The 23,345-nt window shown below is 70.4% G+C and carries 18 protein-coding genes; 10 read left to right on the top strand and 8 right to left on the bottom strand.

Features of this window, described 5'->3' with window-relative positions; genetic code table 11:
• Positions 1 to 140 precede the first annotated feature (140 nt).
• From IEZ05_RS00845 to IEZ05_RS00810, 8 genes are all read left to right on the top strand, one after another.
• Positions 141 to 1,307 carry a mandelate racemase/muconate lactonizing enzyme family protein gene (locus IEZ05_RS00845; protein WP_189227976.1) on the top strand — a complete coding sequence of 389 codons (1,167 nt, stop codon included), beginning with the start codon at positions 141 to 143 and terminating at the stop codon, positions 1,305 to 1,307.
• The gene (locus IEZ05_RS00840) at positions 1,304 to 2,308 is read left to right on the top strand and encodes a zinc-dependent alcohol dehydrogenase (protein WP_189227975.1); all 1,005 of its coding nucleotides are present in this window, start codon (positions 1,304 to 1,306) and stop codon (positions 2,306 to 2,308) included. The genes IEZ05_RS00845 and IEZ05_RS00840 overlap by 4 nt, the downstream gene beginning before the upstream one ends.
• A gap of 148 nt (positions 2,309 to 2,456) precedes the next feature.
• Positions 2,457 to 3,428 (top strand): hypothetical protein, encoded by a 972-nt coding sequence (locus IEZ05_RS00835; RefSeq protein WP_189227974.1) that lies wholly within the window; start codon positions 2,457 to 2,459, stop codon positions 3,426 to 3,428.
• 140 nt (positions 3,429 to 3,568) lie between these two features.
• On the top strand, positions 3,569 to 4,678 hold the full coding sequence (gene chvE / locus IEZ05_RS00830; protein ID WP_189227973.1) for a multiple monosaccharide ABC transporter substrate-binding protein: 1,110 nt from the start codon (positions 3,569 to 3,571) through the stop codon (positions 4,676 to 4,678).
• Between the two features lie 32 nt (positions 4,679 to 4,710).
• Positions 4,711 to 6,261, top strand: a complete 1,551-nt coding sequence (mmsA, locus tag IEZ05_RS00825) for a multiple monosaccharide ABC transporter ATP-binding protein (protein WP_189227972.1) — start codon at positions 4,711 to 4,713, stop codon at positions 6,259 to 6,261.
• Positions 6,258 to 7,502, top strand: a complete 1,245-nt coding sequence (mmsB, locus tag IEZ05_RS00820) for a multiple monosaccharide ABC transporter permease (protein ID WP_189227971.1) — start codon at positions 6,258 to 6,260, stop codon at positions 7,500 to 7,502. Before mmsA ends, mmsB begins: the two co-directional genes overlap by 4 nt.
• 62 nt (positions 7,503 to 7,564) lie before the next feature.
• Entirely contained in the window at positions 7,565 to 8,713 is a 1,149-nt protein-coding gene (locus tag IEZ05_RS00815) for an aldose epimerase family protein (protein WP_189227970.1), read from the top strand.
• Positions 8,714 to 8,849: 136 nt separating this feature from the next.
• Complete coding sequence (locus tag IEZ05_RS00810; protein WP_189227969.1) at positions 8,850 to 10,520, top strand: pyridoxal phosphate-dependent aminotransferase; 1,671 nt, start codon at positions 8,850 to 8,852, stop codon at positions 10,518 to 10,520.
• Between the two features lie 10 nt (positions 10,521 to 10,530).
• Here the strand turns inward: IEZ05_RS00810 and IEZ05_RS00805 are convergent, their stop codons facing one another.
• Positions 10,531 to 11,499, bottom strand: coding sequence for an arabinan endo-1,5-alpha-L-arabinosidase (locus IEZ05_RS00805; RefSeq protein ID WP_189227968.1), 969 nt, complete (start codon positions 11,497 to 11,499; stop codon positions 10,531 to 10,533).
• A 242-nt stretch (positions 11,500 to 11,741) separates the two neighbouring features.
• On the opposite strand from IEZ05_RS00805, the gene IEZ05_RS00800 reads away from it, so the two are divergent.
• On the top strand, positions 11,742 to 13,301 hold the full coding sequence (locus IEZ05_RS00800) for a substrate-binding domain-containing protein (RefSeq protein WP_189227967.1): 1,560 nt from the start codon (positions 11,742 to 11,744) through the stop codon (positions 13,299 to 13,301).
• A gap of 18 nt (positions 13,302 to 13,319) precedes the next feature.
• Here the strand turns inward: IEZ05_RS00800 and IEZ05_RS00795 are convergent, their stop codons facing one another.
• Together IEZ05_RS00795 and IEZ05_RS00790 are read right to left on the bottom strand one after the other, a co-directional pair.
• Positions 13,320 to 13,970 (bottom strand): DUF4360 domain-containing protein, encoded by a 651-nt coding sequence (locus IEZ05_RS00795; RefSeq protein ID WP_189227966.1) that lies wholly within the window; start codon positions 13,968 to 13,970, stop codon positions 13,320 to 13,322.
• Between the two features lie 172 nt (positions 13,971 to 14,142).
• On the bottom strand, positions 14,143 to 14,601 hold the full coding sequence (locus IEZ05_RS00790) for an RrF2 family transcriptional regulator (protein WP_189227965.1): 459 nt from the start codon (positions 14,599 to 14,601) through the stop codon (positions 14,143 to 14,145).
• 96 nt (positions 14,602 to 14,697) lie between these two features.
• Between IEZ05_RS00790 and IEZ05_RS00785 the strand changes: the two genes are divergently transcribed.
• The gene (locus IEZ05_RS00785; protein WP_189227964.1) at positions 14,698 to 17,442 is read left to right on the top strand and encodes a beta-galactosidase; all 2,745 of its coding nucleotides are present in this window, start codon (positions 14,698 to 14,700) and stop codon (positions 17,440 to 17,442) included.
• Between the two features lie 28 nt (positions 17,443 to 17,470).
• On the opposite strand, the gene arfA is transcribed toward IEZ05_RS00785, so the two are convergent.
• From arfA to IEZ05_RS00760, 5 genes are all read right to left on the bottom strand, one after another.
• Positions 17,471 to 18,976 (bottom strand): arabinosylfuranosidase ArfA, encoded by a 1,506-nt coding sequence (gene arfA, locus IEZ05_RS00780; protein WP_189227963.1) that lies wholly within the window; start codon positions 18,974 to 18,976, stop codon positions 17,471 to 17,473.
• A 93-nt stretch (positions 18,977 to 19,069) separates the two neighbouring features.
• The gene (locus IEZ05_RS00775) at positions 19,070 to 20,038 is read right to left on the bottom strand and encodes an arabinan endo-1,5-alpha-L-arabinosidase (protein WP_189227962.1); all 969 of its coding nucleotides are present in this window, start codon (positions 20,036 to 20,038) and stop codon (positions 19,070 to 19,072) included.
• Positions 20,039 to 20,064: 26 nt separating this feature from the next.
• Positions 20,065 to 20,928, bottom strand: a complete 864-nt coding sequence (locus IEZ05_RS00770) for a carbohydrate ABC transporter permease (protein ID WP_189227961.1) — start codon at positions 20,926 to 20,928, stop codon at positions 20,065 to 20,067.
• Positions 20,925 to 21,866 carry a carbohydrate ABC transporter permease gene (locus tag IEZ05_RS00765; protein ID WP_189227960.1) on the bottom strand — a complete coding sequence of 314 codons (942 nt, stop codon included), beginning with the start codon at positions 21,864 to 21,866 and terminating at the stop codon, positions 20,925 to 20,927. Before IEZ05_RS00765 ends, IEZ05_RS00770 begins: the two co-directional genes overlap by 4 nt.
• A complete protein-coding gene (locus IEZ05_RS00760; RefSeq protein ID WP_189227959.1) occupies positions 21,863 to 23,221 on the bottom strand; it encodes an extracellular solute-binding protein in 1,359 nt (452 codons plus the stop codon). Before IEZ05_RS00760 ends, IEZ05_RS00765 begins: the two co-directional genes overlap by 4 nt.
• Positions 23,222 to 23,345 lie beyond the last annotated feature (124 nt).

Raw genomic sequence — 23,345 nt, 5'->3', positions numbered from 1 at the left:
GGGCCGTCGCGCCCGTGCCGGTGAAACTGGCGAAACCGTTACCTGTCCGACCCATTGACACCCCCACCGCCCCGTCCTTACTGTCACGCCAGCATTTCGAACGACTGACGAAATATCGAACAGAGCGAGGGGCAACCGCCGTGCGCATCACCGGAATCAGCACACACGTGGTCGGGACGCCGTGGCGCAACCTGACGTACGTCCAGGTGCACACCGACGAGGGCATCACCGGAGTCGGAGAGACCCGGATGCTCGGCCACACCGACGCCCTCCTCGGCTACCTGAAGGAGGCCGAGGTCAACCACATTCTCGGTTCCGACCCGTTCGCTGTCGAGGACCTGGTCCGCCGCATGAAGTACGGCGACTACGGCCGCGCCGGCGAGATCGTGATGTCCGGTATCGCCGTCGTCGAGATGGCGTGCTGGGACATCAAGGGCAAGGCCCTCGGCGTCCCGGTCTGGCAGTTGCTGGGCGGCAAGGTCACCGACAAGGTCAAGGCGTACGCCAACGGCTGGTACACCACCGAGCGGACCCCGGAGGCGTACCACAAGGCCGCGCAGGGCGTCATGGAGCGCGGTTACCGGGCGCTGAAGATCGACCCGTTCGGCACCGGGCACTTCGAGCTCGACCACGAGCAGACCCTGTACGCCGTGTCGCTGATCGAGGCCGTGCGCGACGCCATCGGTCCCGACGCCGAGCTGATGCTGGAGATGCACGGCCGCTTCTCCCCCGCCACCGCCGTGCGGCTCGCCAAGGAGATGGCGCCCTTCAAGCCGGCCTGGCTGGAGGAGCCGGTGCCGCCGGAGAACCTCCGGGCCCTGAAGAAGGTCGCCGAGAAGGTGGACATCCCCGTCGCCACGGGTGAGCGCATCCACGACCGGATCGAGTTCCGCGAGCTGTTCGAGGACCAGTCCGTCGACATCATCCAGCCCGACGTCGGTCACATCGGCGGCATCTGGGAGACCCGCAAGCTCGCCGCCACCGCCGAGACCCACTACACGCTCGTCGCCCCGCACAACGTCGGCGGCCCCGTGCTCACCGCAGCCAGCCTCCAGGTCGGCTTCACCTCGCCGAACTTCAAGATCCTGGAGCACTTCAACGACTTCGCCGACGCGGAGATCAAGAAGGTGGTCAAGGGAGCGCCGGTGGTGGACCCGGAGGACGGGTGCTTCCACCTGTCCGACGCCCCCGGTCTCGGCGTGGAGCTGGACACCGACGCGGCGGCCGAGTTCCCGCAGCAGCAGGCGCGGTTCGACCTGTGGGCCGAGGGCTGGGAGCAGCGCAAGCCCAAGGGGACGCAGGCATGAGCAGGGCGGTCGTCGTCGAGGCGCCGGGCGAGCACCGGCTCGTGGCGCACGAGCCGCGCGACCCCGGGCCGGGCGAGGCGCTGGTGCGGGTGCACTCCGCCGGGATCTGCGGCAGCGACCGCGAGGTCTACCAGGGCAACCGGCCCGAGGGGTACGTGCGTTATCCGCTCACCCCCGGCCACGAGTGGTCCGGGACCGTCGACGCGGTCGGCGCCGGGGTGCCCGCGTCCCTCGTGGGGCGCAAGGTGGTCGGTGAGGGCTTCCGCAACTGCCAGGTGTGCGACCGCTGTCACGCGGGCGAGACCACCCTGTGCGGCGCCGGGTACGAGGAGACCGGGTTCACCCAGCCGGGCGCCATGGCACCCACGCTGACGCTGCCCGCCCGCCTCCTGCACGTCCTGCCCGACGACGCCGACCTGACGGCGGCCGCCCTGCTGGAGCCGGCCGCCTGCATCGCGGCCGCCGCGCTCAAGGCGAACGCCCGTCCCGGCGAGCGGGTCGCCGTCGTCGGCACCGGGACGCTCGGCATGTTCGCCGTGCAGTTCCTGCGCGCCGCCTCCCCCGCCGAGCTGCTGGTGGTCGGCACGCGCCGGGACCGGGAGGCGCTGTCCCGGCAGTACGGCGCCACCGACTTCCGCACCAAGGACCAGCCCCTGCCGGACGACTTCGACGTGGTGATCGAGACCGCCGGTTCCGCGGACGCGTCCCGTATCTCCGCCGCGCTGCTACGCAGGGGCGGACGGCTGGTGCTGACCGGTATCCCGGCGCCGGGCGCCGACGGTCTCGACCCGACCGACCTGGTGGTGCGTCAGCTGGAGGTGCACACCGTCTTCGGGGCGCCGCCGGACGCCTGGGCGCACACCGTGCGGGTCTTCGCCGCCGGTCTGCTCGACCCGCTGCCGCTGGTCACGCACGAGCTGCCGCTCGCCGAGTTCGCGCAGGCCATCGAGCTGGTGGGGGCCGGTGACCCGAAGGTCGGCAAGGTGCTGCTGCACCCCTGAAGCCGTACGCCGGTACGGGGGCGACCTGACGGCCTCCGTACCGGCGTACACCCACTCGAACCGAGCTTTCCGTACCCTTCGCCGCGAACCTTGTCCGGTATATCGAACCGGCGCATCGGGGCGGCCCACAGAACACGAAGGACAGCCCGTGACCGACTCTTCCGCCCAGGCAGCGGCCCGCAGGCCCGGCGAGCAGGCGCTCAGCGCCCTCGGCCTGGCCGCGCCCGCCCTCGATCCCGCCGACGCCTCGCCGCACTCCTTCCCGGGCGGTGGCCGCTGGCGCACCGAGATCCCCTCCTGCGAGGGGCCGGAGGCGCTGGCCGTGGTCCTCAAGGAGTCCTCACGGCTGGACGTGCCGATCCACCGGATCAGCCAGGGCAGCGGCGTCTGGATGCTGACCGACGCCGAGATCACCGAGATGGTCGAGTCCACCGCCGAACGCGACATCGAACTCTGCCTGTTCACCGGCCCGCGCGGCACCTGGGACATCGGCGGTTCCACCCGGACCGACTCCGGCGGCGCGGGACTGAGGGCACGCGGCCACGACGCGGTCGCCGGGTGCGTCGAGGACGCCGTGCGGGCGACGGAGCTGGGCGTCAAGTGCCTGCTCGTCGCCGACGAGGGCGTGCTGTGGACCCTGCACCGGGCGCGGTCCGCCGGTGTGATCGCGGCCGACACCACGCTCAAGCTCTCCGCGCTCGTGGGCCCGGTCAACCCGGCCTCGTACGAGGTGTACGAGCGGCTCGGCGCCGACTCGATCAACGTGCCCAGCGATCTGACGCTGGATCACCTGACCGAAATCCGGCGGGTTTCGGCCGCGCCGATGGACATGTACATCGAGGCCCCGGACGACCTCGGCGGTTATGTGCGCATGTACGAGGTCGCCGAGCTGATCCGGCGCGGCGCCCCGCTGTATCTGAAGTTCGGCCTGTCGAAGGCGCCGGGGATCTATCCCTACGGACACCACCTGCGCGAACTGACGCTGGCGACGGCCAAGGAACGGGTGCGGCGCGGCCGGCTGGCCCTGGATCTCCTCCAACGGCACGGGGTCGACGGGGACATGGCCCCGCTCGGCACGCGGCTTCCGGGGGCGCTCAACCGGTTCGAGATCTCGTCATAACGTTCCGGAAACCCCCTTCACAAAAGAAGACACGACCGCGCACAATCCCACACACCTGCTCTCGGTCGTTCCACCCTCAGCGTTCCCAGCGTTCTGGCACCACCAGACCGAGCCCTGCACCCACATCAAGGATGATGACCATGCGCAACCGCAGAGCCGCACTCGCCACCATCGCCTCGGCCGCCACCCTCGCCCTCACCCTGACCGCCTGCGGCCAGAACAGCGAGGGCGGCAGCGAGGACAAGGGCAGCACCGAAGGCGCCACCATCGGCATCGCGATGCCGACCAAGTCCTCCGAGCGCTGGATCGCCGACGGCGCCAACGTCGAGAAGGAACTGAAGGCCAAGGGGTACAAGACCAAGCTCGTCTACGGCGAGGACGACCCCGACCAGCAGGTCTCTCAGATCGAGAACATGATCACGCAGGGCGTGGACGCCCTGATCGTCGCCGCGATCGACAACAAGTCCCTCAACAACGTGCTCCAGCAGGCCAAGGACGCCGACATCCCGGTGATCTCCTACGACCGGCTGATCCTCGGCACCGAGAACGTCGACTACTACGCCTCGTTCGACAACGAGAAGGTCGGCGAGCTGCAGGGCGGCTACATCGCCGACAAGCTCGGCCTGAAGGACGGTTCCAAGAAGGGCCCCTTCAACATCGAGCTGTTCGCCGGCTCCAACGACGACAACAACACCAGGTACTTCTTCCAGGGCGCGATGAACGTCCTGAAGCCGTACATGGACAAGGGCCAGCTCGTCGTCCGGTCCAAGCAGACCGCCCTCAACCAGGTCACCACCCTGCGCTGGGACGGCGGCACCGCGCAGAAGCGCATGGACGACCTGCTGACCTCCAGCTACCGCAGCGCCCGCATCGACGCCGTGCTCTCGCCGTACGACGGCATCTCCATCGGCATCCTGTCCGCCCTGAAGTCGGACGGCTACGGCTCCGCGGGCAAGCCGTTGCCGGTCGTCACGGGCCAGGACGCGGAGCTCGCCTCCGTGAAGTCGATCATCGCGGGTGAGCAGACCCAGACCGTCTACAAGGACCTGCGCAAGCTCGCCAAGGTCGCCGCGAACATGGTCGACGCCGCCCTGAACGACAAGAAGCCCGAGGTCAACGACACCAAGTCCTACGACAACGGTGCCAAGGTCGTCCCCGCCTACCTGCTGCAGCCGGTCAGCGTCGACAAGTCCAACTACAAAGAGGCCCTCGTGGACGACGGCTACTACACCGAGAACGACCTCAAGTAACCGGGCCCACCCAAGGATTGGAAGGCACGACCATGGCGGGACCCGTCCTGGAAATGCGCTCGATCGTCAAGACCTTCCCCGGTGTCAAAGCGCTGTCGGACGTCACGCTGACCGTTCACCAGGGCGAGGTCCACGCCATCTGCGGCGAGAACGGCGCCGGTAAGTCGACCTTGATGAAGGTGCTCTCCGGCGTCCATCCGCACGGCAGTTACGAGGGGGACATCCTCTTCGAAGGGGAGACCTGCCGGTTCAAGGACATCAGGGCGAGCGAAGAGCACGGCATCGTGATCATCCACCAGGAGCTGGCGCTGGTGCCGTACCTCTCCATCGCGGAGAACATCTTCCTCGGGAACGAGCACGCCAAGCGCGGGCTGATCAACTGGAACGACACGCTCAGGCACGCCACCGAGCTGCTGCGCCGCGTCGGTCTGGACGAGCACCCGGAGACCCGCGTCGCCGACATCGGTGTGGGCAAGCAGCAGCTGGTGGAGATCGCCAAGGCGCTGTCGAAGAAGGTGAAGCTGCTCATCCTCGACGAGCCGACGGCGGCGCTCAACGACGAGGACAGCGGCAAGCTCCTCGACCTGATCCTTCAGTTGAAGGACCAGGGGATGACGTCGATCATCATCTCCCACAAGCTCAACGAGATCCGCCGGGTCGCCGACTCGGTCACGATCATCCGCGACGGGCGCTCCATCGAGACGCTCGACGTGAAGGCGGCCGACACCACCGAGGACCGGATCATCAGCGGAATGGTCGGCCGCGACCTGGAGAACCGCTTCCCGGACCGGACCCCGCACCAGCCGGAGGCAGGGGCCGCGCCGGCCCTGGAGATCCGCAACTGGACCGTGCACCACCCCCTCGACCAGCAGCGCAAGGTCGTCGACGACGTGTCGATCGAGGTGCGGCGCGGTGAGATCGTCGGCATCGCCGGTCTCATGGGCGCCGGCCGCACGGAACTGGCGATGAGCGTGTTCGGCCGCGCCTACGGCCGGTACGCGGGCGGCACGGTCCTGCGCGACGGCACCGAGATCCGTACCAAGACCGTCCCGGAGGCGGTCGGGCACGGCATCGCGTACGTCACCGAGGACCGCAAGCACTACGGCCTCAACCTCATCGACAACATCAACCGCAACATCTCGCTGACCGCGCTGGGCAAGGTCGCCAAGCGGGGTGTCGTCGACGAGCACGGGGAGCGGCAGGTCGCCGAGGACTTCCGCAAGTCCATGAACATCAAGGCGCCGACCGTCTTCGAGCCGGTGGGCAAGCTGTCCGGCGGCAACCAGCAGAAGGTCGTCCTCAGCAAGTGGATCTTCGCCGGTCCCGAGGTGCTGATCCTGGACGAGCCCACCCGCGGCATCGACGTGGGCGCCAAGTACGAGATCTACACGGTCATCGACCAGCTGGCCGCCCAGGGCAAGGCGGTCGTCTTCATCTCCTCCGAACTGCCGGAGCTGCTCGGCATGTGCGACCGCATCTACACGATGGCCGCGGGACGGCTGACGGGTGAGTTCTCGCGGGCCGAGGCGTCGCAGGAAGCGCTGATGCGTCAGATGACGAAGGACAAAGAGGTAACCCGATGAGCACGGACGTGACCGCCAAGACCCCGGCCCCCGCACCACCGGGCAAAGGCGCTTCGGCCGACGGGGGCGGCCTGCTGCAGCTGATGCTGGACGGCATGCGCCGCAACATGCGCCAGTACGGCATGCTGATCGCCCTCGGCCTGATCGTGGCGCTGTTCGCCGTCTGGTCCGACGGCGACCTGCTGCTGCCGCGCAACGTCTCCAACCTGGTGCTGCAGAACAGCTACATCCTGATCCTCGCGATCGGCATGATGCTCGTCATCATCGCGGGCCACATCGACCTGTCGGTCGGCTCGCTGACGGCGTTCATCGGCGCGATGGCCGCCGTCCTGATGGTCGAACACGATCTGTCCTGGCCGCTCGCGGTGGTGCTGTGCCTGGCCATCGGCGCGGTCGCGGGTGCCCTGCAAGGGTTCTTCATCGCCTATCTCGGCATACCGTCGTTCATCGTGACCCTCGCGGGCATGCTGCTCTTCCGCGGTCTGACGGAGATCTTCCTCAAGGGCCAGACGCTCGGCCCGTTCCCGAAGGACCTGCAGAAGATAGCCAACGGCTTCCTGCCCGAGGTCGGCCCGAACACCAACTACCACAACCTCACCCTGCTGCTCGGTCTCGCGCTGATCGCCTTCGTGGTCTTCCAGGAGGTCCGCGACCGGGGGCGCCAGCAGGAGTTCTCGCTGGACGTCCTGCCGGCCAAGCTGTTCCTGCTCAAGCTGGTCGCGCTGGTCTCCGCCGTCCTCGTCGTCACGCTGCTGCTGGCCAGCTACAAGGGCGCCCCGATCGTGCTGCTCATCCTGGGCGTGCTGGTCGTCGGCTTCGGCTACCTGATGCGCAATGCGATCATCGGCCGCCACATCTACGCCATCGGCGGCAACCTGCCCGCGGCCAAGCTGTCGGGCGTGAAGGACAAGAAGGTCACCTTCCTGGTCTTCCTGAACATGGGCATGCTCGCGGCCCTGGCGGGTCTCGTCTTCGCCTCCCGCTTCAACGCGGCCTCTCCCAAGGCCGGCCTCAACTTCGAGCTGGAGGCCATCGCGGCCTCGTTCATCGGCGGCGCGTCGATGAGCGGCGGTGTCGGCACGGTCCTCGGCGCGATCATCGGCGGTCTGGTCCTGGGCGTGCTGAACAACGGCATGAACCTCGTCGGCATCGGCACCGACTGGCAGCAGGTCATCAAGGGCCTGGTGCTGCTGGCGGCGGTCGGGTTCGACGTGTGGAACAAGCGCAAGGTCGGTTCGTAGTCACTCCGGGCCCCGCCGCTCGTGGCGGGGCCCGCTTCTTTCACGGAAGTACAGGAGCCGCAATGGAACTGAGCAGACGCACGGTCATGGCATCCGCCGCGGCCGCGGGCATCGCCGCCACCACGCTCGGCGGCACGGCACAGGCCACGGGAGGCAGGAAGCCGGTGAAGGAGCTCTTCGGCAAGCTCGCCGACGGCACGAAGGTGTACCGCTGGTCGCTGGAGAACGGCGGCACGCGGATGAAGGTGCTGTCGTACGGCGGCGTCGTGCAGTCCCTGGAGATCCCCGACCGCCGGGGCCGGTACGAGAACGTCTCCCTGGGCTTCGACAACCTCGACGACTACGTGGCCCGCAGCCCGCACTTCGGCGCCCTGATCGGCCGGTACGGCAACCGCATCGCCAAGGGCCGCTTCACCCTGGACGGCAAGCAGTACCAGCTCTCCGTCAACGACGGCGAGAACTCCCTGCACGGCGGCGCCCTGGGCTTCGACTACCGGGTGTGGGACGTCGAGCCGTTCACCCGGGGCTCCGACGTGGGCCTGGTCCTGCACTACACCAGCGTCGACGGGGAGATGGGCTACCCGGGCACGCTCAGGGCGAAGGTGACGTACACGCTCACCCGGCGCGGCGAGTGGCGCATCGACTACGAGGCCACCACCGACAAGGCCACCGTCGTCAACCTCACCAGCCACGTCTACTGGAACCTGGCCGGCGAGGGCAGCGGCACGATCGAGGACCACGAGCTGTCGATCGCCGCCTCCCGGTTCACGCCCACCGACGCCGGTCTGATCCCCACCGGCGAGCTGGCGAAGGTCGCGGGCACCCCGTTCGACTTCCGCCGCGCCAAGCCGATCGGCCGGGACATCCGGGACGGCCACCCGCAGCTGGTCACCGCCAAGGGCTTCGACCACAACTGGGTGCTGGACAAGGGCATCACCGACCGCCCCGAGCACGTCGCCACCCTGCGCGACGGCGCCTCCGGCCGCACCCTGCGCATCGCCACCGACCAGCCCGGGCTCCAGTTCTACTCGGGCAACTTCCTCGACGGCACCCTGACCGGCCCCGGCGGCTCCGTCTACCGGCAGGGCGACGCGCTGTGCCTGGAGACCCAGCACTTCCCGGACTCGCCGAACCAGCCGTCGTTCCCGTCGACCGTGCTGCGGCCGGGGCAGACGTACCGGACGACGACGGTGCACTCCTTCGACGCGTGAGCCGTGACGCCGGGACTCCGTGACGCCGTGCGGGCGACACACTTCCTTCACACGAGTTGAACGACGTCCCGTCCGTCTCCGTATGTGAGGGCGGCCCGCGCTCCCCCGCGCGGGCCGTCCACAGACGGAGGTCCCCTTGTCCGGCAACGTCACCTCGTTGTTCCGCAGCACCGCGGCGCACAGCCCCTCGATGGCGGCGCTGACGCGGGAGAGCGGCGACGGGGCGGGGCCGGTGGACTTCTGCATTCCCTGCAATCCGTACTTCCCCACCCCGGCGATGTTCGACGAGATGGCCGGACGGCTGCGCGAGATCGTCACGTACTACCCGAGCAGTGCCGACACCATCACCGCCGAACTGTGCGGCCTGCTCCAGCTGCCGCCGCAGTGCGTGGCGATGGGCAACGGCTCCACCGAGCTGATCACCTGGCTCGACCACCTCCTGGTCCGCGACTCCCTCGCCGTCCCCGTCCCCACCTTCGGCCGCTGGACCGACCAGCCGATGGAGACCGGCAAGCGGGTCGACATGTTTCCGCTCCAGGAGGCCGGCGGCTTCGCCCTCGACCTCGCGCAGTACGCCGAGTTCGTCCGGGCCAGGGGGACGCGGGCGGTGGTGGTCTGCAACCCCAACAATCCCGACGGCGGCTATCTGCACAAGCAGGCGCTCGTGCAGTTCATGGACGCGATGGCCGACCGGGACCTGGTGGTCGTCGACGAGTCCTTCCTGGAGTTCGCCGACGCGGAGGCCGAGCCCAGCGTGGTCCAGGAGGCGATGCTGCGGCCCAACGTCGTCGTCCTGCGCAGCCTCGGCAAGAACTTCGGGCTGCACGGCATCCGGTTCGGCTACCTGGTCGCCAACCCCGCGCTCGCCGGGCGGGTGCGCGCCATGCTCCCCAAGTGGAACCTCAACTCCTTCGCCGAGCACGTGGTGTTCATGCTGCGCGACCACGGTCCCGAGTACGCGCAGAGCCTGCACCAGGTCCGTCGCGACCGGCTGGAGATGGCCGGTCAGTTGTCGGCGCTGCCCGGCCTGACCGTGTATCCCTCCCAGGGCAACTTCCTCTTCGTCCGCCTTCCCGTGGGCGCCGAGGGCACCGTCGTCCGGGACCGCATGCTCACCGAGCACCGGGTCCTGGTCCGCGAGTGCGGCAACAAGATCGGTTCCTCCAGCCGCTTCCTGCGTCTCGTGGTGCGCCCCCAGGTGGACGTGCGTCGCCTGGTGTCCGGCCTGGAACAGGTGCTCTACGGGACCGGGAGGGGAGCCGCCGTGCCCGGGCCGGCCACAGGGACCGGCTACAGCTCGGGCACGGCGGCGGTGGACCGCCTGATGAGCGAGACCAACGGGGCGGGCCTGCGGCAGCTCGCCGCTCCGGCCGTCGGCACCGGCATGCCGCTCCCCGCCGCGGTACCCGTCGCCCCCGCGGCGGCGGCCCCCGGCTCGATGCCGGTGCCGACGGCACCTCAGCGGGTCCCGGATCCGGCGCCGTACCCCCGGCCGGCGTCGCCGTATCCGCAGCCGGTGCCGGTCCCTCAGCCGACCGCGCCGTACCCCCAGCCGGTGCCGTTCCCCCAGCCGGCACCGGCCCCGCAGCCCGCGCCCGTACCGGCGCCCGTACCCGCCCCCGCTCCGGCTGCCGCGGCGGCCGGGTATCCGGTGCCCACCGGTCCCACCCCGCCCGGCGTCCCGGCCCGCGGGGGCCTCACGGCCGCCCAGGTCCGGGGCACCAACGGCCTGGACCCGGTCCCGGCGACGGGCCGCCCGGGACCGCGGGCCTGGCCGGACGCGGCGGGCATGGGCCGCACGGGCTGACCGCCGGCGCTCAACGGGCGACGGGCCAGCCGCTGCTCCAGTCCAGCAGGTTGATGCCGAGCTTGGGCGTGCCGTTGTCGTTGCCGTCGTAGTAGTGGTAGACGATCAGGTCGCCGTCGACGTCGTTCATGATCGACTGTCCGCCGGGGCCGATGACGCTTCCGTGCGACTCGAGCACGGGCGTCCCGCCGTTGTTCATCATCGAGACGCCGTTCCGGTCGTAGTAGGGCCCGGTGACGCTGCTCGCCCGGCCCACCTTGACCTTGTACGTGGAGCTGGTGCCGGCGCAGCAGGTGTCGTACGAGGCGAAGAGGTAGTAGTACCCGTTCCGCTTGACGACGTACGGGGCCTCGACGGCCTTGGTGCCGGTCGGCCGGGAGGCGAGGGAGCGGCGGGCGGTGTCCGAGGAGAGCTGCTTCCCGGTGGACGGGTCGATCCGGACCATCTTGATGCCGGTCCACCAGCTACCGAAGGACAGCCACCACTTGCCGTCGTCGTCGACGAAGAGGTTGGGGTCGATGGCGTTGTGGTCGCTGGACGCGTTCGACGTGAGGACGATGCCGTAGTCGCTCCAGCTGCCCGGCTGTCCGGTGGTGGAGCCCGCGAGGCCGATGGCCGAGGTGTTGGTGCCGAACTTCGAGACGGAGTAGTACATCAGGTACTTGCCGCCGTGGTACGAGATGTCCGGCGCCCAGGCCTCCGGGACGGAGGAGTACTGGGACCACCAGCCCGGCCGGGTACCGAAGGCGTCAGCGCCGGCGGAGAAGGCGGTGCGATCGGCGGACGCCTTGCTGCTGATGCCACCGCCGGTGGCGTAGAGCCGGTACTGCCCGGAGGCGGTGCGGATCATCGTCGGGTCGTGCGTGACGACGGAGCCGGTGACCCGGCCGGGGTTCGGGTAGGCCGAGGCCGTGGTCGGGAGGAGGGCGAGCAGGGCGGCGGCGGGAAGGGCGAGGAGTGCGGTTCTCTTGCGGCTCACGTGGGGGACTCCTGTTCGTCATATCGAACACCGATCGTCTTGTCGGACGGGAACGTAGAGTCGAACCCTTTGCGCGTCAACGGCCCGCGCAGCGACCGCAACCAACGTCCGGAAAACACCGTGGGCCACGGGTGACTTACCGGTGAATTCGCGACGGACGGTCGGCGCATCCCCCGCCGCCCCGCCCTCCCCCCGGTCACCATGGCCTCCCTCTGTCCGCCCCTCGTGTCCTGGAGCCGGTGATGAACGGTGTTACGTGGGAGTCGGTGATCGCCGTGCTCGGCCTCGCCGTGCCGGTGACCGCCGCCCTGTGGGAGTTCTTCCTCGCGGGCCGCAAACGGCTCGGCTACCGCGTGCAGATGGACACCACGGCCCGGGACTCGGCCACCTCGTCCGGGCCGGCGGCCGGGATCCTGCGGCGGCTGCAGTGGGACGGCACCGATCTGCGCGACCCGTCGGTCGTCCTGCTGCGCATCGAGAACGTCGGCTGGACCCCGATCGTCGAGGACGACTACGTGGCTCCCGCCAACGACCCGGTGGGCATACGCGTGGCGTTCCCGGGCCGCCGCGTGGTCGGCATGGTCGTGACGGAGTGCAGCCACACCGTGCTGCGCGACTTCTTCGCACCGGGAACGCCGGGTCTCGGGTCCACGGACGGTGTCATCAGGCTGCCCAAGGTGAAGCTCAACCGCCGGGCGCACTACAAGGTGCTGGCGGTCCTGGACCGCGTTCCGGAGTTCACCGACGCCGACTTCCCCGACCCGGAGGTCACCGCGGGCGTCGTCGGCGGGGTGCGTGGCGGGACCATCAAGAGGACCGAGTACTACCCCTTCGCCTCACGGCCGGTCCGCTGGCTGCTCGCCGTCCTCGTCCTGGTGAGCGTCGCCCAGTCCGTGTCCACCTTCGCCCGGGACGACGACCGGCGGGCGGCGCCGCTGGACTGCGCCGCGGGGACGCTGTACCTGTCGGGCTCCACCGCGTTCCAGCCGGTCCTGGAACAGGCCGCGAAGCAGTACACGAAGACCTGCCCCGACGCCCGGATCCCGCTGACCGACGACTCCTTCAAGGGCAGCGTCCCCGGTCTGGACGCCCTCGCGGCGGCAGGACGGAAGGCGGCGCCGAAGGAGGGGCTGGGCGACCGGCTGTCCTTCAGCGACGGCCCCAAGTCCGACGGCCGCGCCCAACTGCTGCCCAGACCCGTCGCCCTGTCCCTGTTCACGCTGGTCGTGAACGAGGACGCCGGGGTCCGGGACCTGTCGCTGGATCAGGTGCGGCGCATCTACGCGGGCGAGATCACCAACTGGAGCCAGGTGAAGGGCAGCGACCTGCCCATCCAGCTCGTCAGCCGCAACCCCGGTTCCGGCACCCGGACCACGCTCCAGAAGCAGGTGCTGGGCGGCAGGCCGCTGCTCGCCACCACCGCCAACGACTGCAACAGCCTGGACGCGAGGAAGCCGGGCCGCTGCGAGGTGGGCGGCACGCCGACCCTGCTGGACACCGTGGCCTCCACTCCCGGAGCCCTCGGCCACAGCGAGGTCGGCGCCGCCACGGCCCGCGACGACGTGCGGCTGGTCCGCATCGACGGCTACCCGGCGACCCTCGAAGGTGCCGACGAGGGCGCGTATCCGTACTGGGAGACCGAGATCGCCTACACCTACGGGGAGCCCCCGGCGGACTCGATCGCCGCGGGATTCCTGCGCTACCTCGCCAACGAGGTCGGCAAGGACGTCATCCGCTCCAAGGGTCACCGCCCCTGCGCGGAGCTGGACAAGCCCCTGCTGTGCCGGCCGGGCGGGCCGTGACCCGTCGCCGCGCCCGGGTCAGGACTCCGGGCACTCCTTCCACGCCAGGTGGTAGACCGTGCTGATGTCGCCGTCGGTCGAGTCCATCGTCATGAAGCTGACCTGGTCCGCGTCCGTCCCGGCGCTCACCCGCAGCTCCGTGTTGATGTTGAAGTTGCGCTGGACTCCGCAGGGCGCCCAGACCAGTTGGGCCCAGTCGGTGGAGTCGGTGGCCTGCCAGTTGTCGTCGTAGGGGCCGCTGAACGGGTGGGTGCGGTACTCCGTGTTCGGGGAGCCCTGGAAGTAGTACGAGGCCCGCTGGGTGCCCTTGGCGCCCGGCTGGAGTGCGGCGAAACCGCGGTAGTCCGCGCTGGCGACGGCATAGGTGAAGCCCTGCGGGACGTGGACGAGCAGGTTGAGCTGGCAGTTCTTGCGGTACGCGGTGGGCGCGGAGCCGCCGCCGGCCTGCGCCAGGTAGTCGCTGTAGGTGACGGTGAAGGCCGTGTTGTCCTCGGAGACGGCGACGGCTGCCGTGCCCTGGGGGCAGCCGGAGCCGTTCACCGTGGCGACCTTGATGACGATCTTGTCCGGGGGCGGGTCCTCGAACCCGCCGGAGGACTGGTGCTGCGCGGGCAGCGCGGAGGTGAGGAGCGCGGCGATCGTGCCGCTCAGGAGCAGGCCGGTGGCCATGGGTCTCCCATCCGGTCGGTGGGGGGTGGCAGTGGTTGAATGTGCGTGCCATGTGATGGTCGTGTGCATGACATGCACAGAGCGGTCGCATCGTATGCGGCTCCCGCGCGCCCCGGACAGGTGGCACTCCGGCCAAAAGCCGGCAGCCGAACGCCCGCAAGCCGGCGGCTCCTTACGGGTTCTCCCACGCCGCCGGCTCCGCCGCCAGCTCCCGTACCGGGTCCGGCAGCGCGTCCGCCGCCAGGTCCGCGATGGTCACGCCCTCCAGGATCCGGCGGACGTTGGCGCGCAGCGCCACCCACAGGGGCAGCAGCGGCCCCGCCGTGCCCGTGTACACCAGGCCCGTCGGCCGCTCGCCGCGCACCGAGACGATCGGCCCGTCCACCGCCCGGATGACGTCCGCGACGGTGACCTCGGCCGCCTCGCGCGCCAGCCGGTACCCGCCGCCTCCGCCGCGCCGGCTCTCCACGATGCCGCCCCGGCGCAGGTCTCCGAGGATGCCCTCCAGGAACTTGTGCGGGATGTCCTGGGCGGTGGCGACCACCTCCGCCTTCACGGGGCAGTCGTCCTGCCGGACGGCGAGTTCCAGCACCGCCCGTACCGCGTAGTCCGCCCGTGCCGAGATCCTCATACGTCCATTGTGCGGGGCGTTGTGGACAATGGGCCCGGCACAGGTGACCCGGTGGACGCACCGGCACCAGCGGTACAGGCAACAGGAGAGGCTCCCTTGGAGCTCAGCAGACGAGTTTTCAGCGCCCTCGCGGGCACCACCGTCCTCGGTCTCGCCCTCGGCGGCAGCGTGAGCGGCGGGGCGGTGCCGGCCTCCGGCGCGCCCGGCCCCGTACCCACCGGTCCGCCGCCCGCGCCGCCCCGCGCCGACGGGGTGCGCCACAAGATCGCCTTCGACCGGCACTCCCTGCTGGTCGACGGCAGACGCCTCGCGCTGTGGGCCGGCGAGCTGCACCCCTTCCGGCTGCCGAGCCCGTCCCTGTGGCGGGACGTTCTCCAGAAGATGCGGGCCTACGGCTTCAACGCGGTCGGCGTGCCCGTCGCCTGGAACCAGCACTCCCCCGCCCCGGGACGGTACGACTTCACCGGCGTCCGGGACCTGGACCTGTTCCTGCGCACGGCCGCCGAGACCGGTCTGTACGTCGTCCTGCGGCCCGGCCCGTACATCGGCGCGGACGTCGACGCCGGCGGTCTGCCGGGCTGGCTGACGGCGGCCGAGGGCGACGCCCGGACCACCGACCCGGCGTATCTGCGGCACGCCGACGAGTGGCTGACCCGCGTCAACGCCGTCGCCGCCCGGCACCAGTACACGCGGGGCACCGGCACGGTCCTGCTCTACCGGGTCGACGCCCCGCGGCCCGACCTGCTGAGCCACCTGCGCGAGAAGGTCCGCGCGGACGGCATCGACGTACCCCTCCTCCACGACGGCACCCCGCTCCCCCGGGGCGAGGCGCACCGGACCGCGGACGCGGCCGAGGCGCGGCGGGTCCATCTCACCCACCTCGCGCAGGGCCTCACGCTGCACGACACCGGCACGGCGTTCGGCGGGACCTCGTGGGGCTGGCTGGCCGCACCGTCGGCGCCCACGCCCACGTACGACTCCACGGCGCCGATCGACGAGGCGCGCAGGCCCACGGACAAGCTCGCCCCGCTCCACCAGATCGGGCACCTCCTGCGCCACGTCCCCGACCTGGTGCGGCTGGACGCGGCGCCCGCCGTCCGGGCCGGCGACGCCCGGATCCAGGTGCGCCACCTGACCAACCCGGACACCGACGCCCACGTGTACGTCCTGCGCAACGACTCCGCCGCGGACGTGACGTCCACGCTGCCGCTGGACGGGACGGACGTGCCGGTCACCGTTCCCGCGCGGGACGCCAAGCTGCTCGCCGCCGGGCTCGACCTGGGCGGGGGGCGGAAACTGGCCTACGCCACCGTGCAGCCCCTGCTGACCCTGAGCGTCGGACGGCTGGACATCGCCGCCTTCGTGGGCCGGACCGGCGAGATGGCCCACCTCGTGCTGGACTGCCCGGAGGAGCCGTGGCCCACCCGGCTGGACGAAGAGGCCGCCTGGGCGTACGACAAGGAGAAGCTGCACGTGACGGTGCCGCTCGGGGCGGGCGGCCTGACCCGGGTGCGGGTGCGCAGCGGCGGCTCCGACCGCACACTGCTGCTGCTCTTCGCCGACGACGCCGTGTCCCTGCGGCTGTGGCCGTACGAGACCCCGTCGGGCAAGGGGCTCGTGTACGGCCCGGCGCTGCTGCGCGACGCCGTCCTCGACGGCGACACGGTGCGGCTGACCGGTGACACGGTCGACGAATTCGGGCTGGAGGTGTGGGCGCCGCGCGGCATCACCGACGTCGCCTGGAACGGCCGCGCGGTCGCCACGTCGGTCAGCCGGGCCCAGAGCCTGCGGTCGAAGCAGCCGCTGCCCGGCGTGCCGGACCTGGTGCTGCCCGCGCTCGACGGCTGGCGGCGCCGGGACGAGAACCCGGAGGCCGACCCCGGTTACGACGACTCGGGGTGGACGCTCGCCGACCGCGGGACGTCGGCCGGTCCGACGCCCGTGCCCGAGGAGCAGCCCGTGCTCTTCGCCGACGACTACGGCTTCCACTACGGCGACGTCTGGTACCGGGGCCGGCTCACCGGCGCCGCCCACCTGGAGTCCGTCTCCCTCGCGTACAGCACGGGCGCGCGGGGGATGCTCATGGCCTGGCTGGACGGGGAGCCGCTGGGCACCCACCACGTGGGGCAGGAGGACGGGAAGGACACGCGGACCGGCACGGCCGGCTTCCGTGTGCCGGAGAGTCTGCGCGAGCGGCTGCGCGAGCAGGCGCTCGCGGGGCGGTCGCCCTCCCCCGTCCTGTCCGTCCTGGTCCGGCGCACGCAGCACGGCCAGGACGACTACCGGGCGGCCCGGGGGCTCACGTCGGTCACCTTCGGGGGCGCCTCGCCGGAGGTGCGCTGGCGGGTGCGGGGCGCGGCGGCCCCCGACCCCGTGCGCGGGCCGCTCAACAACGGCGGGCTGTACGGGGAGCGGAAGGGCTGGCACCTGCCCGGGTACGACGACGGCGGCTGGGAGTCCGTGTCCTTCCCGCGCGCGGACCGGCGGCAGGGCGTCACCTGGTACCGGACGACGTTCCGGCTGGACGTCCCGCCGGACGTCGACGCCTCGGTCGGGCTCACCCTCGACGACGACCCGGCCCGCGACTACCGCGTCCAGGTCTTCCTGAACGGCTGGAACATGGGCGAGTACGTCAACGGCGGGACGAGCCCCCAGCACACGCTCGTCCTGCCGAACGGCATCCTGCGCACGCGCGCCGCCGCCAACACCCTCGCGCTGGCGGTGCTGGCCGGCGACGGCACCCCGGCGGGGCCGGGGACGGTACGGCTCACCCTGCTGGGCAGCGCGGCCGGAGGGGTGCCGGTGGCACCGGTCGCCTCCCCCGGCCGCCGGGAGCCCTGAGCCTCGGCCCCGGCCCCCTGACCCCGGCTCAGCCGAGCCGGATCACGTTCCAGGACAGCGGCTCCAGGACGGCCGTCAGCCGGCCGTCCGTCAGGGCCGTGCCCCCGACCGGGTGCGGGACGACCCGCTCGGGCTCGGCGAGCGTGTTGCGGGCGTCGGGATCGGCGTCCGCCAGGACACTGTGTTCCACGACCTCGGTCAGACCGAGCCCGCCGAGCGCGACGTCGAGCGGCAGCGGCTCGGTGCGGGAGCGGTTGACGGCGAAGACGGTGACCGTGCCGTCCTCGGCGCGCACGGCGGTGGCGTGCAGCAGGTCGGCCTCGCCGTACTTCTTCGTCTCGTACGTCGGGGAGTCCACCCGGACGTCGAGGACGTCGCCGCGGCCGTACTTCGAGGCCTGGGCGAACGGGAAGAACGTCGTCTGGCGCCAGGCGGGGCCGCCCGGTTCGGTCATGATCGGGGCGATGACGTTGACGAGCTGGGCGAGGCAGGCGACGGTGACGCGGTCGGCGTGCCGCAGCAGGGCGATGAGGAGCGAGCCGAAGACGACGGCGTCCATGACGCTGTAGTTGTCCTCGAGGAGGCGGGGCGCCTCGGGCCAGTCCAGGGCGCTCACCTCGGCCTGGGTCTTGGCCATGTACCAGACGTTCCACTCGTCGAAGGAGAGGTTGATCCTCTTCTTGGACTTGAGGCGGGCGCCGATGTGGTCGCAGGTGGCGACGACGTTCTCGATGAAGGACTCCATGTCCACGGCAGAGGCCAGGAAGGAGTCGACGTCGCCGTCGAGCGGCTCGTAGTAGGCGTGCAGGGAGACGTAGTCGACGAGGTCGTACGTCTCCTGGAGGACCGTCGCCTCCCACTCGGCGAAGGTGTCCATGGCCTGGCTGGAGGATCCGCAGGCGACGAGTTCGACGTCCGGGTCGATCTGGCGCATGGCGCGGGCCGTCTCGGCGGCGAGGCGGCCGTACTCCTCGGCGGTCTTGTGACCGGTCTGCCAGGGGCCGTCCATCTCGTTGCCGAGGCACCAGAGCCTGATGCCGAAGGGGTCCTTGTCGCCGTGCTCGGCGCGCAGGTCCGACAGGGCCGTGCCGGAGGGGTGGTTGGCGTACTCCTGGAGTTCGAGGGCCTCGGCGACGCCGCGGGTGCCGAGGTTGACCGCCATCATCGGTTCGGCCTGGGGGCCGATCTTCTTGAGGAAGGCGATGTACTCGGACAGGCCGAAGCGGTTGGACTCCGTCGAGCGCCAGGCCAGGTCCAGGCGGCGGGGGCGGTCCTCCACCGGGCCGACGGAGTCCTCCCACTTGTAGCCGGAGACGAAGTTTCCGCCGGGGTAGCGGATGGCGGTCACGCCGAGTTCCCGGACCAGCTCCAGCACGTCCTGCCGGATGCCGTCCGCGTCCGCGGTGGGGTGGCCGGGCTCGTGGATGCCGGTGTAGACGCAGCGGCCGAGGTGTTCCACGAAGGAGCCGAAGAGACGGGGGTCGACCTTGCCGACGGTGAAGGCGGGGTCGAGGGTGAAGTGGGCGGTGCGCATGGGTTCCTTTCAAGGGTTCGTCGTCGTCTGCGGCTCGGTGGGGGCTTGTCGCGCCCACGCGGCGGAGCCGCACATGGACACAGCCCCGCGCCCCTAATGGATGACCGGCCAGCCGTTCTTCTTCCAGGTCAAAGCGTTCAGCCCGAGCTTGGGGGTGCCTTCGTCGTCCGCGTCGTAGTAGTGGTAGGCCAGCCAGTCCTGGCCGTTGTCCCGGAAGACCGACTGGCCGCCCGGGCCGATGTAGCGGCCGTGGCCGGCGAGGAGAAGGTCGCCGCCGCCCTCCAGCATCGGCTTGCCCGTGCTGTCGACGTACGGACCGGTGATCGACGTCGACCTGCCGACCTTGATCTTGTACGTGCTGTTCACGCCCGTGCAGCAGGCGTCGTAGGACGCGAACAGGTAGTAGTAGCGGCCGTGTCTGACGATGTACGGGCCCTCGACGGCGTACGGCTCGTCGGGGCGGGTGGCCAGGTGGTGGACCGGCGCGTTCCCGGCGGCCTTGCCCGTGTCCGGGTCCAGTTCGACCATGCGGATGCCGGACCAGTAGGAGCCGAAGGCCATCCACAGCCTGCCGTCGGCCCGGATCACGGCCGGGTCGATGGCGTTCCAGGTGTCGGTCGTCTCCGAGGTGAAGACCTTGCCGTGGTCGGTCCAGGTGCCGGGCAGGCCCGTACGGGAGGTGGCGACGCCGATCGCGGAGTGGTTGGTGCCCCAGGAGGAGACGGCGTAGTAGAGCCAGTAACGGCCGTCGCGGTACGAGAGGTCGGGGGCCCAGGGGTCGCCGGTGGCGTTGTACTCGTACCACCAGCTCGGCGGCTCGGCGAAGGCGTTGCCCGCGTCGTCCCAGTGGACGCGGTCCTTCGAGGTGCGGGCGCCGATGACGCCGCCGGTCGAGTAGGCCACGTAGCCGCCGGACTTCAGGCGGGCGACCGTGGGGTCGTGGATGATCTGCTGGCCGCTGACCGGCTGGGGGTCGGGGTGGGCGGTGTCCGCCCGTGCGGTGGCCGGGAGGAAGGCCAGGACGGCGGCGGCGAGCACGGTGGCGAGTCTCAGGCGCTTCATGCGACGGGCTCCTGTTCTCGGGCTGGTCACTGGCCGGCGAGGCCGGTGTGCGCGACACCCGCCACGATCTGGCGCTGGAAGAAGACGAAGACGATGATCAGCGGCAGGCCCGCCATGAGGCCGCCGGCCATGAGCTGGGCCCACTGGATGCCGTAGGAGTTCATGACGGTCGCGATGCCGTTCGGCATGGTCATCAGGTCGGGGTTGTTGGTGACCATGTAGGGCCACAGGAAGTTGTTCCACGACGCGATGAAGGTGAAGATGCCGACCGCGGCGAGGGAGGGGCGCGACAGCGGCAGGACGATGGTGAAGAACACCCGCCAGCGGCCCGCCCCGTCGATGAAGGCGGCCTCCTCCAGTTCGCGCGGGATGCCCTGGAAGAACTTGTAGAGGATGTAGACCATCGCGGCGGGCGCGCACTGCGGCAGGATCATGCCCCAGTAGGTGTCGACCATCCCCATCTGCTGGACGGTCGTGAACAGGGGGACGCCGAGCACGGCCGGGGAGACCATGAGTCCCGCCATCACCACGCCCATCAGGACGCCCTTGCCGCGGAACTCGGTGCGGGCGAAGCCGTATCCGGCCAGCGCGCTCACGAACAGCACGACGGCCGTCACGCACACCGACACGACGACCGAGTTGACGAACCAGTCGGTGATGTTGCCGGTCTCGAAGATGGCCGTCCAGGCCTGGCCGGTCCAGTCCTCGGGCAGCCAGTGCGGCGGCACCTCGACGGCCTCGGTCTCCGACTTCAGGGAGGTGAACAGCGCCCAGACGAGCGGCGAGAGGATCACCGCGGAGACGGCCGCGCCGATCAGCGTGAGCACGATCTGGCTGGGCGTCCACGCCTTGCGGGGCTCGACCCGTGTCTGCTGTACGGCGGTGGTCATCGGCCGCCCTCCTCACGGTTGCGCAGCAGCCACATCCGCGCGAGGGCGACGGCCGCGATGAGCACGAAGAAGATGATGGAGATCGCGGAGGCGTAGCCCACGCGGTAGCTGGTGAAGCCCTCTTCGAGGGTGTACTGCACGAACGTGCGGGTCGATTCCTCGGGACCGGTGCCGAAGTCCATCATCACGACGGCCTGGTCGAAGACCTGGAGCGAGGCGAGGATCTGCAGGGCGATGACGAGGCCGGTGATGTTGCGCAGCATCGGCAGGGTGATGTGGACCATGCGGTGCCAGGCGTTGGCACCGTCCAGCCGGGCGGCCTCGTACAGGTGGGCGGGGATGCCCTGGAGGGCGGCGAGGTAGAGCAGGAAGCTGAAGCCGACCGTCCACCACAGGGTGCAGATGACGACGGCGAGCATGGCGTACGACTTGTCGGTCAGCCAGGGGGTGTCGATGCCGAAGACGTGGTTGATCATGCCGGTGCCGGGGTTGAACAGCCACTGCCACAGGTTGCCGGCGACGGTGGACGGCAGCAGGAACGGCAGGAAGAAGCAGAGCCGCCACAGCCACTTCCCGCGCTCGATGTGGTGGGCGAGCATCGCGAGGAGGAAGGCGAGGACGGTGATGCAGGGCACGACGAGCAGCGTGAAGAAGGCGCTGTGACCGAACGCGTCCCACATCAGCGGGTCCTGGAACGCCTCGCGGTAGTTGTCGAGGCCGATGAAGTCCGCGCCGTCGCCGGAGATGTTGGCGTCGGTGAAGCTGAGCCACAGGCCGCGCAGCAGCGGCCAGATCACGAACAGGGCGAACAGCAGCAGGAACGGGGCGACGAACCAGCCGCCGTGCTGGAAGCCCTGCCTGCGGCGGACGGTGGCGGTGCCGGCCGCGGCCTTGACGCGGGCCGGGCGGACGACGGTCTCAGCACTGGTCGTCGTCATGCGACCGCACCTCCCTGCGCGGCGGTGAGGCCGTCCATCGGGTTCTTGGCGGCGAGCAACTGGGCGAGCATGCTCTTCATCCGGCGGGCGGCGGCGGCCGGCTCGGCGGAGCCCATCGTCGAGGAGACGACGATCGGGCCGACGCGCTGGGCGAGGATGCCGGTGGAGCCGGCGAACCACACCTTGGGCTCGGTGGCCTGGTGGTCCATCGCGGAGACGTACTCGTTCTGGGGCTGGAGCTTCCTGTACTCGGCCGTGGACAGGGTCGGCGTGTACGCGGGGATGTGTCCGCCGGCGGCCCACTGCCGGGCGTGCTTGACGACGTAGGCGGCGAGTCGGTGCGCGCCGTCGTTGGTGGCGCCGCCGCGGCCGGCCTGGTGGGGCAGCACGAAGGAGTGCGACTCGGCGTGGGTGGCCTGCTTGCCGAAGACGGGCGGCAGCGGGACCGCGCCGTAGTCGACCTTCGCGCTGTCGAAGACCGGCACGGACCAGTTGCCCTCCCAGACGAACGGCGAGCCGTTGACGAACTGTTCGGCGCCCGCGCCGCCCCCGAAGCCCGGGTTCGCGTACCCGTCGGTGATGTGCCGGCGCAGGAACTCCAGGACCTGGGTGGCCTTGTCGGTGTCGAAGGTGACCTCGGTCTTCGCGTCGTCGAACCAGGTGCCGCCGAGCTGGGTGTAGAAGGCGACGAAGAACCACCACTGGAAGTTCTGGTCGTTGAGCCACAGGCCGATGGTCTGCAGGCCCTTCTTCGTGGCGGCCCGGGCCTCCCTCAGCATGGCGAACCACTCGTCGGTCGACGTCGGGGACACCATCCGCCCGTCGGCACCGAGCAGGCCGGCCTTCTTCAGCACGTCCTTGCGGTAGAAGCAGAGCTGGACGTGGATGTCGAGCGGGAGGGCGTAGAGCTTGCCGTCGACGACGGCGCGCTTCCACAGGGTGGGGTTGAAGTCCGCTTCCCGTACGCCGTACTTGGCGAGCAGTTCGACGTCCCAGGGGTCGAGGAGGCGGCCGGGCGAGAAGCCGGGCACCCGGCCCAGGTGCATGACGCCGAGGTCCGGTGCGCGGTTGCCGGCCGCGGCCATGGCGAGCTTGGTGTAGAAGGGGCTGCCCCACTGGAGGGTGGAGTCCTTCACGTCGATGCCGGGGTTGTCCGCACGGAAGGCGTCCAGCATCGCGATCATGTTGTAGCCGTCGCCGCCGCTGAAGAGGTTCCAGTAGCGCACCCGCGTGCCGACGTCGGAGGTCAGGGCGTCGGCGCCCGTGCCGAGGGCCGCGAAGCCGAAGCTGCCCGCGACCGTCAGGCCGCCGGCCGCGGCCAGAAAGTGCCTGCGATTCAGGCCAGGTCGTCCCATGCCCTGCCCCATCTGTTGGTGATGTACCGGTGCGCGAAGGGAGAGCACTCCCCCGCTCGTTCGAGATTTCGAATCGCGCTCGTAACTTCGAACGGGAACGTAAGGTGGGAGATCGCACACGTCA

Origin of the sequence: Streptomyces flaveolus (genome assembly GCF_014648815.1) — a bacterium.
Lineage (GTDB): Bacteria > Actinomycetota > Actinomycetes > Streptomycetales > Streptomycetaceae > Streptomyces > Streptomyces flaveolus.
The sequence above is the reverse complement of the archived record's forward strand: the minus strand, read 5'-3'. Positions and strand labels throughout refer to the sequence as shown.

Bases quoted from the DNA above. Each gene is read 5' to 3' on its own strand.
- chvE (WP_189227973.1), top strand. From the start codon at position 3,569: ATGCGCAACCGCAGAGCCGCACTCGCCACCATCGCCTCGGCCGCCACC.
- IEZ05_RS00790 (WP_189227965.1), bottom strand. From the start codon at position 14,601: ATGAGGATCTCGGCACGGGCGGACTACGCGGTACGGGCGGTGCTGGAA.
- IEZ05_RS00770 (WP_189227961.1), bottom strand. From the start codon at position 20,928: ATGACCACCGCCGTACAGCAGACACGGGTCGAGCCCCGCAAGGCGTGG.
- IEZ05_RS00765 (WP_189227960.1), bottom strand. From the start codon at position 21,866: ATGACGACGACCAGTGCTGAGACCGTCGTCCGCCCGGCCCGCGTCAAG.
- IEZ05_RS00775 (WP_189227962.1), bottom strand. From the start codon at position 20,038: ATGAAGCGCCTGAGACTCGCCACCGTGCTCGCCGCCGCCGTCCTGGCC.
- arfA (WP_189227963.1), bottom strand. From the start codon at position 18,976: ATGCGCACCGCCCACTTCACCCTCGACCCCGCCTTCACCGTCGGCAAG.
- mmsA (WP_189227972.1), top strand. From the start codon at position 4,711: ATGGCGGGACCCGTCCTGGAAATGCGCTCGATCGTCAAGACCTTCCCC.
- IEZ05_RS00795 (WP_189227966.1), bottom strand. From the start codon at position 13,970: ATGGCCACCGGCCTGCTCCTGAGCGGCACGATCGCCGCGCTCCTCACC.
- IEZ05_RS00840 (WP_189227975.1), top strand. From the start codon at position 1,304: ATGAGCAGGGCGGTCGTCGTCGAGGCGCCGGGCGAGCACCGGCTCGTG.
- IEZ05_RS00760 (WP_189227959.1), bottom strand. From the start codon at position 23,221: ATGGGACGACCTGGCCTGAATCGCAGGCACTTTCTGGCCGCGGCCGGC.
- mmsB (WP_189227971.1), top strand. From the start codon at position 6,258: ATGAGCACGGACGTGACCGCCAAGACCCCGGCCCCCGCACCACCGGGC.
- IEZ05_RS00815 (WP_189227970.1), top strand. From the start codon at position 7,565: ATGGAACTGAGCAGACGCACGGTCATGGCATCCGCCGCGGCCGCGGGC.
- IEZ05_RS00800 (WP_189227967.1), top strand. From the start codon at position 11,742: ATGAACGGTGTTACGTGGGAGTCGGTGATCGCCGTGCTCGGCCTCGCC.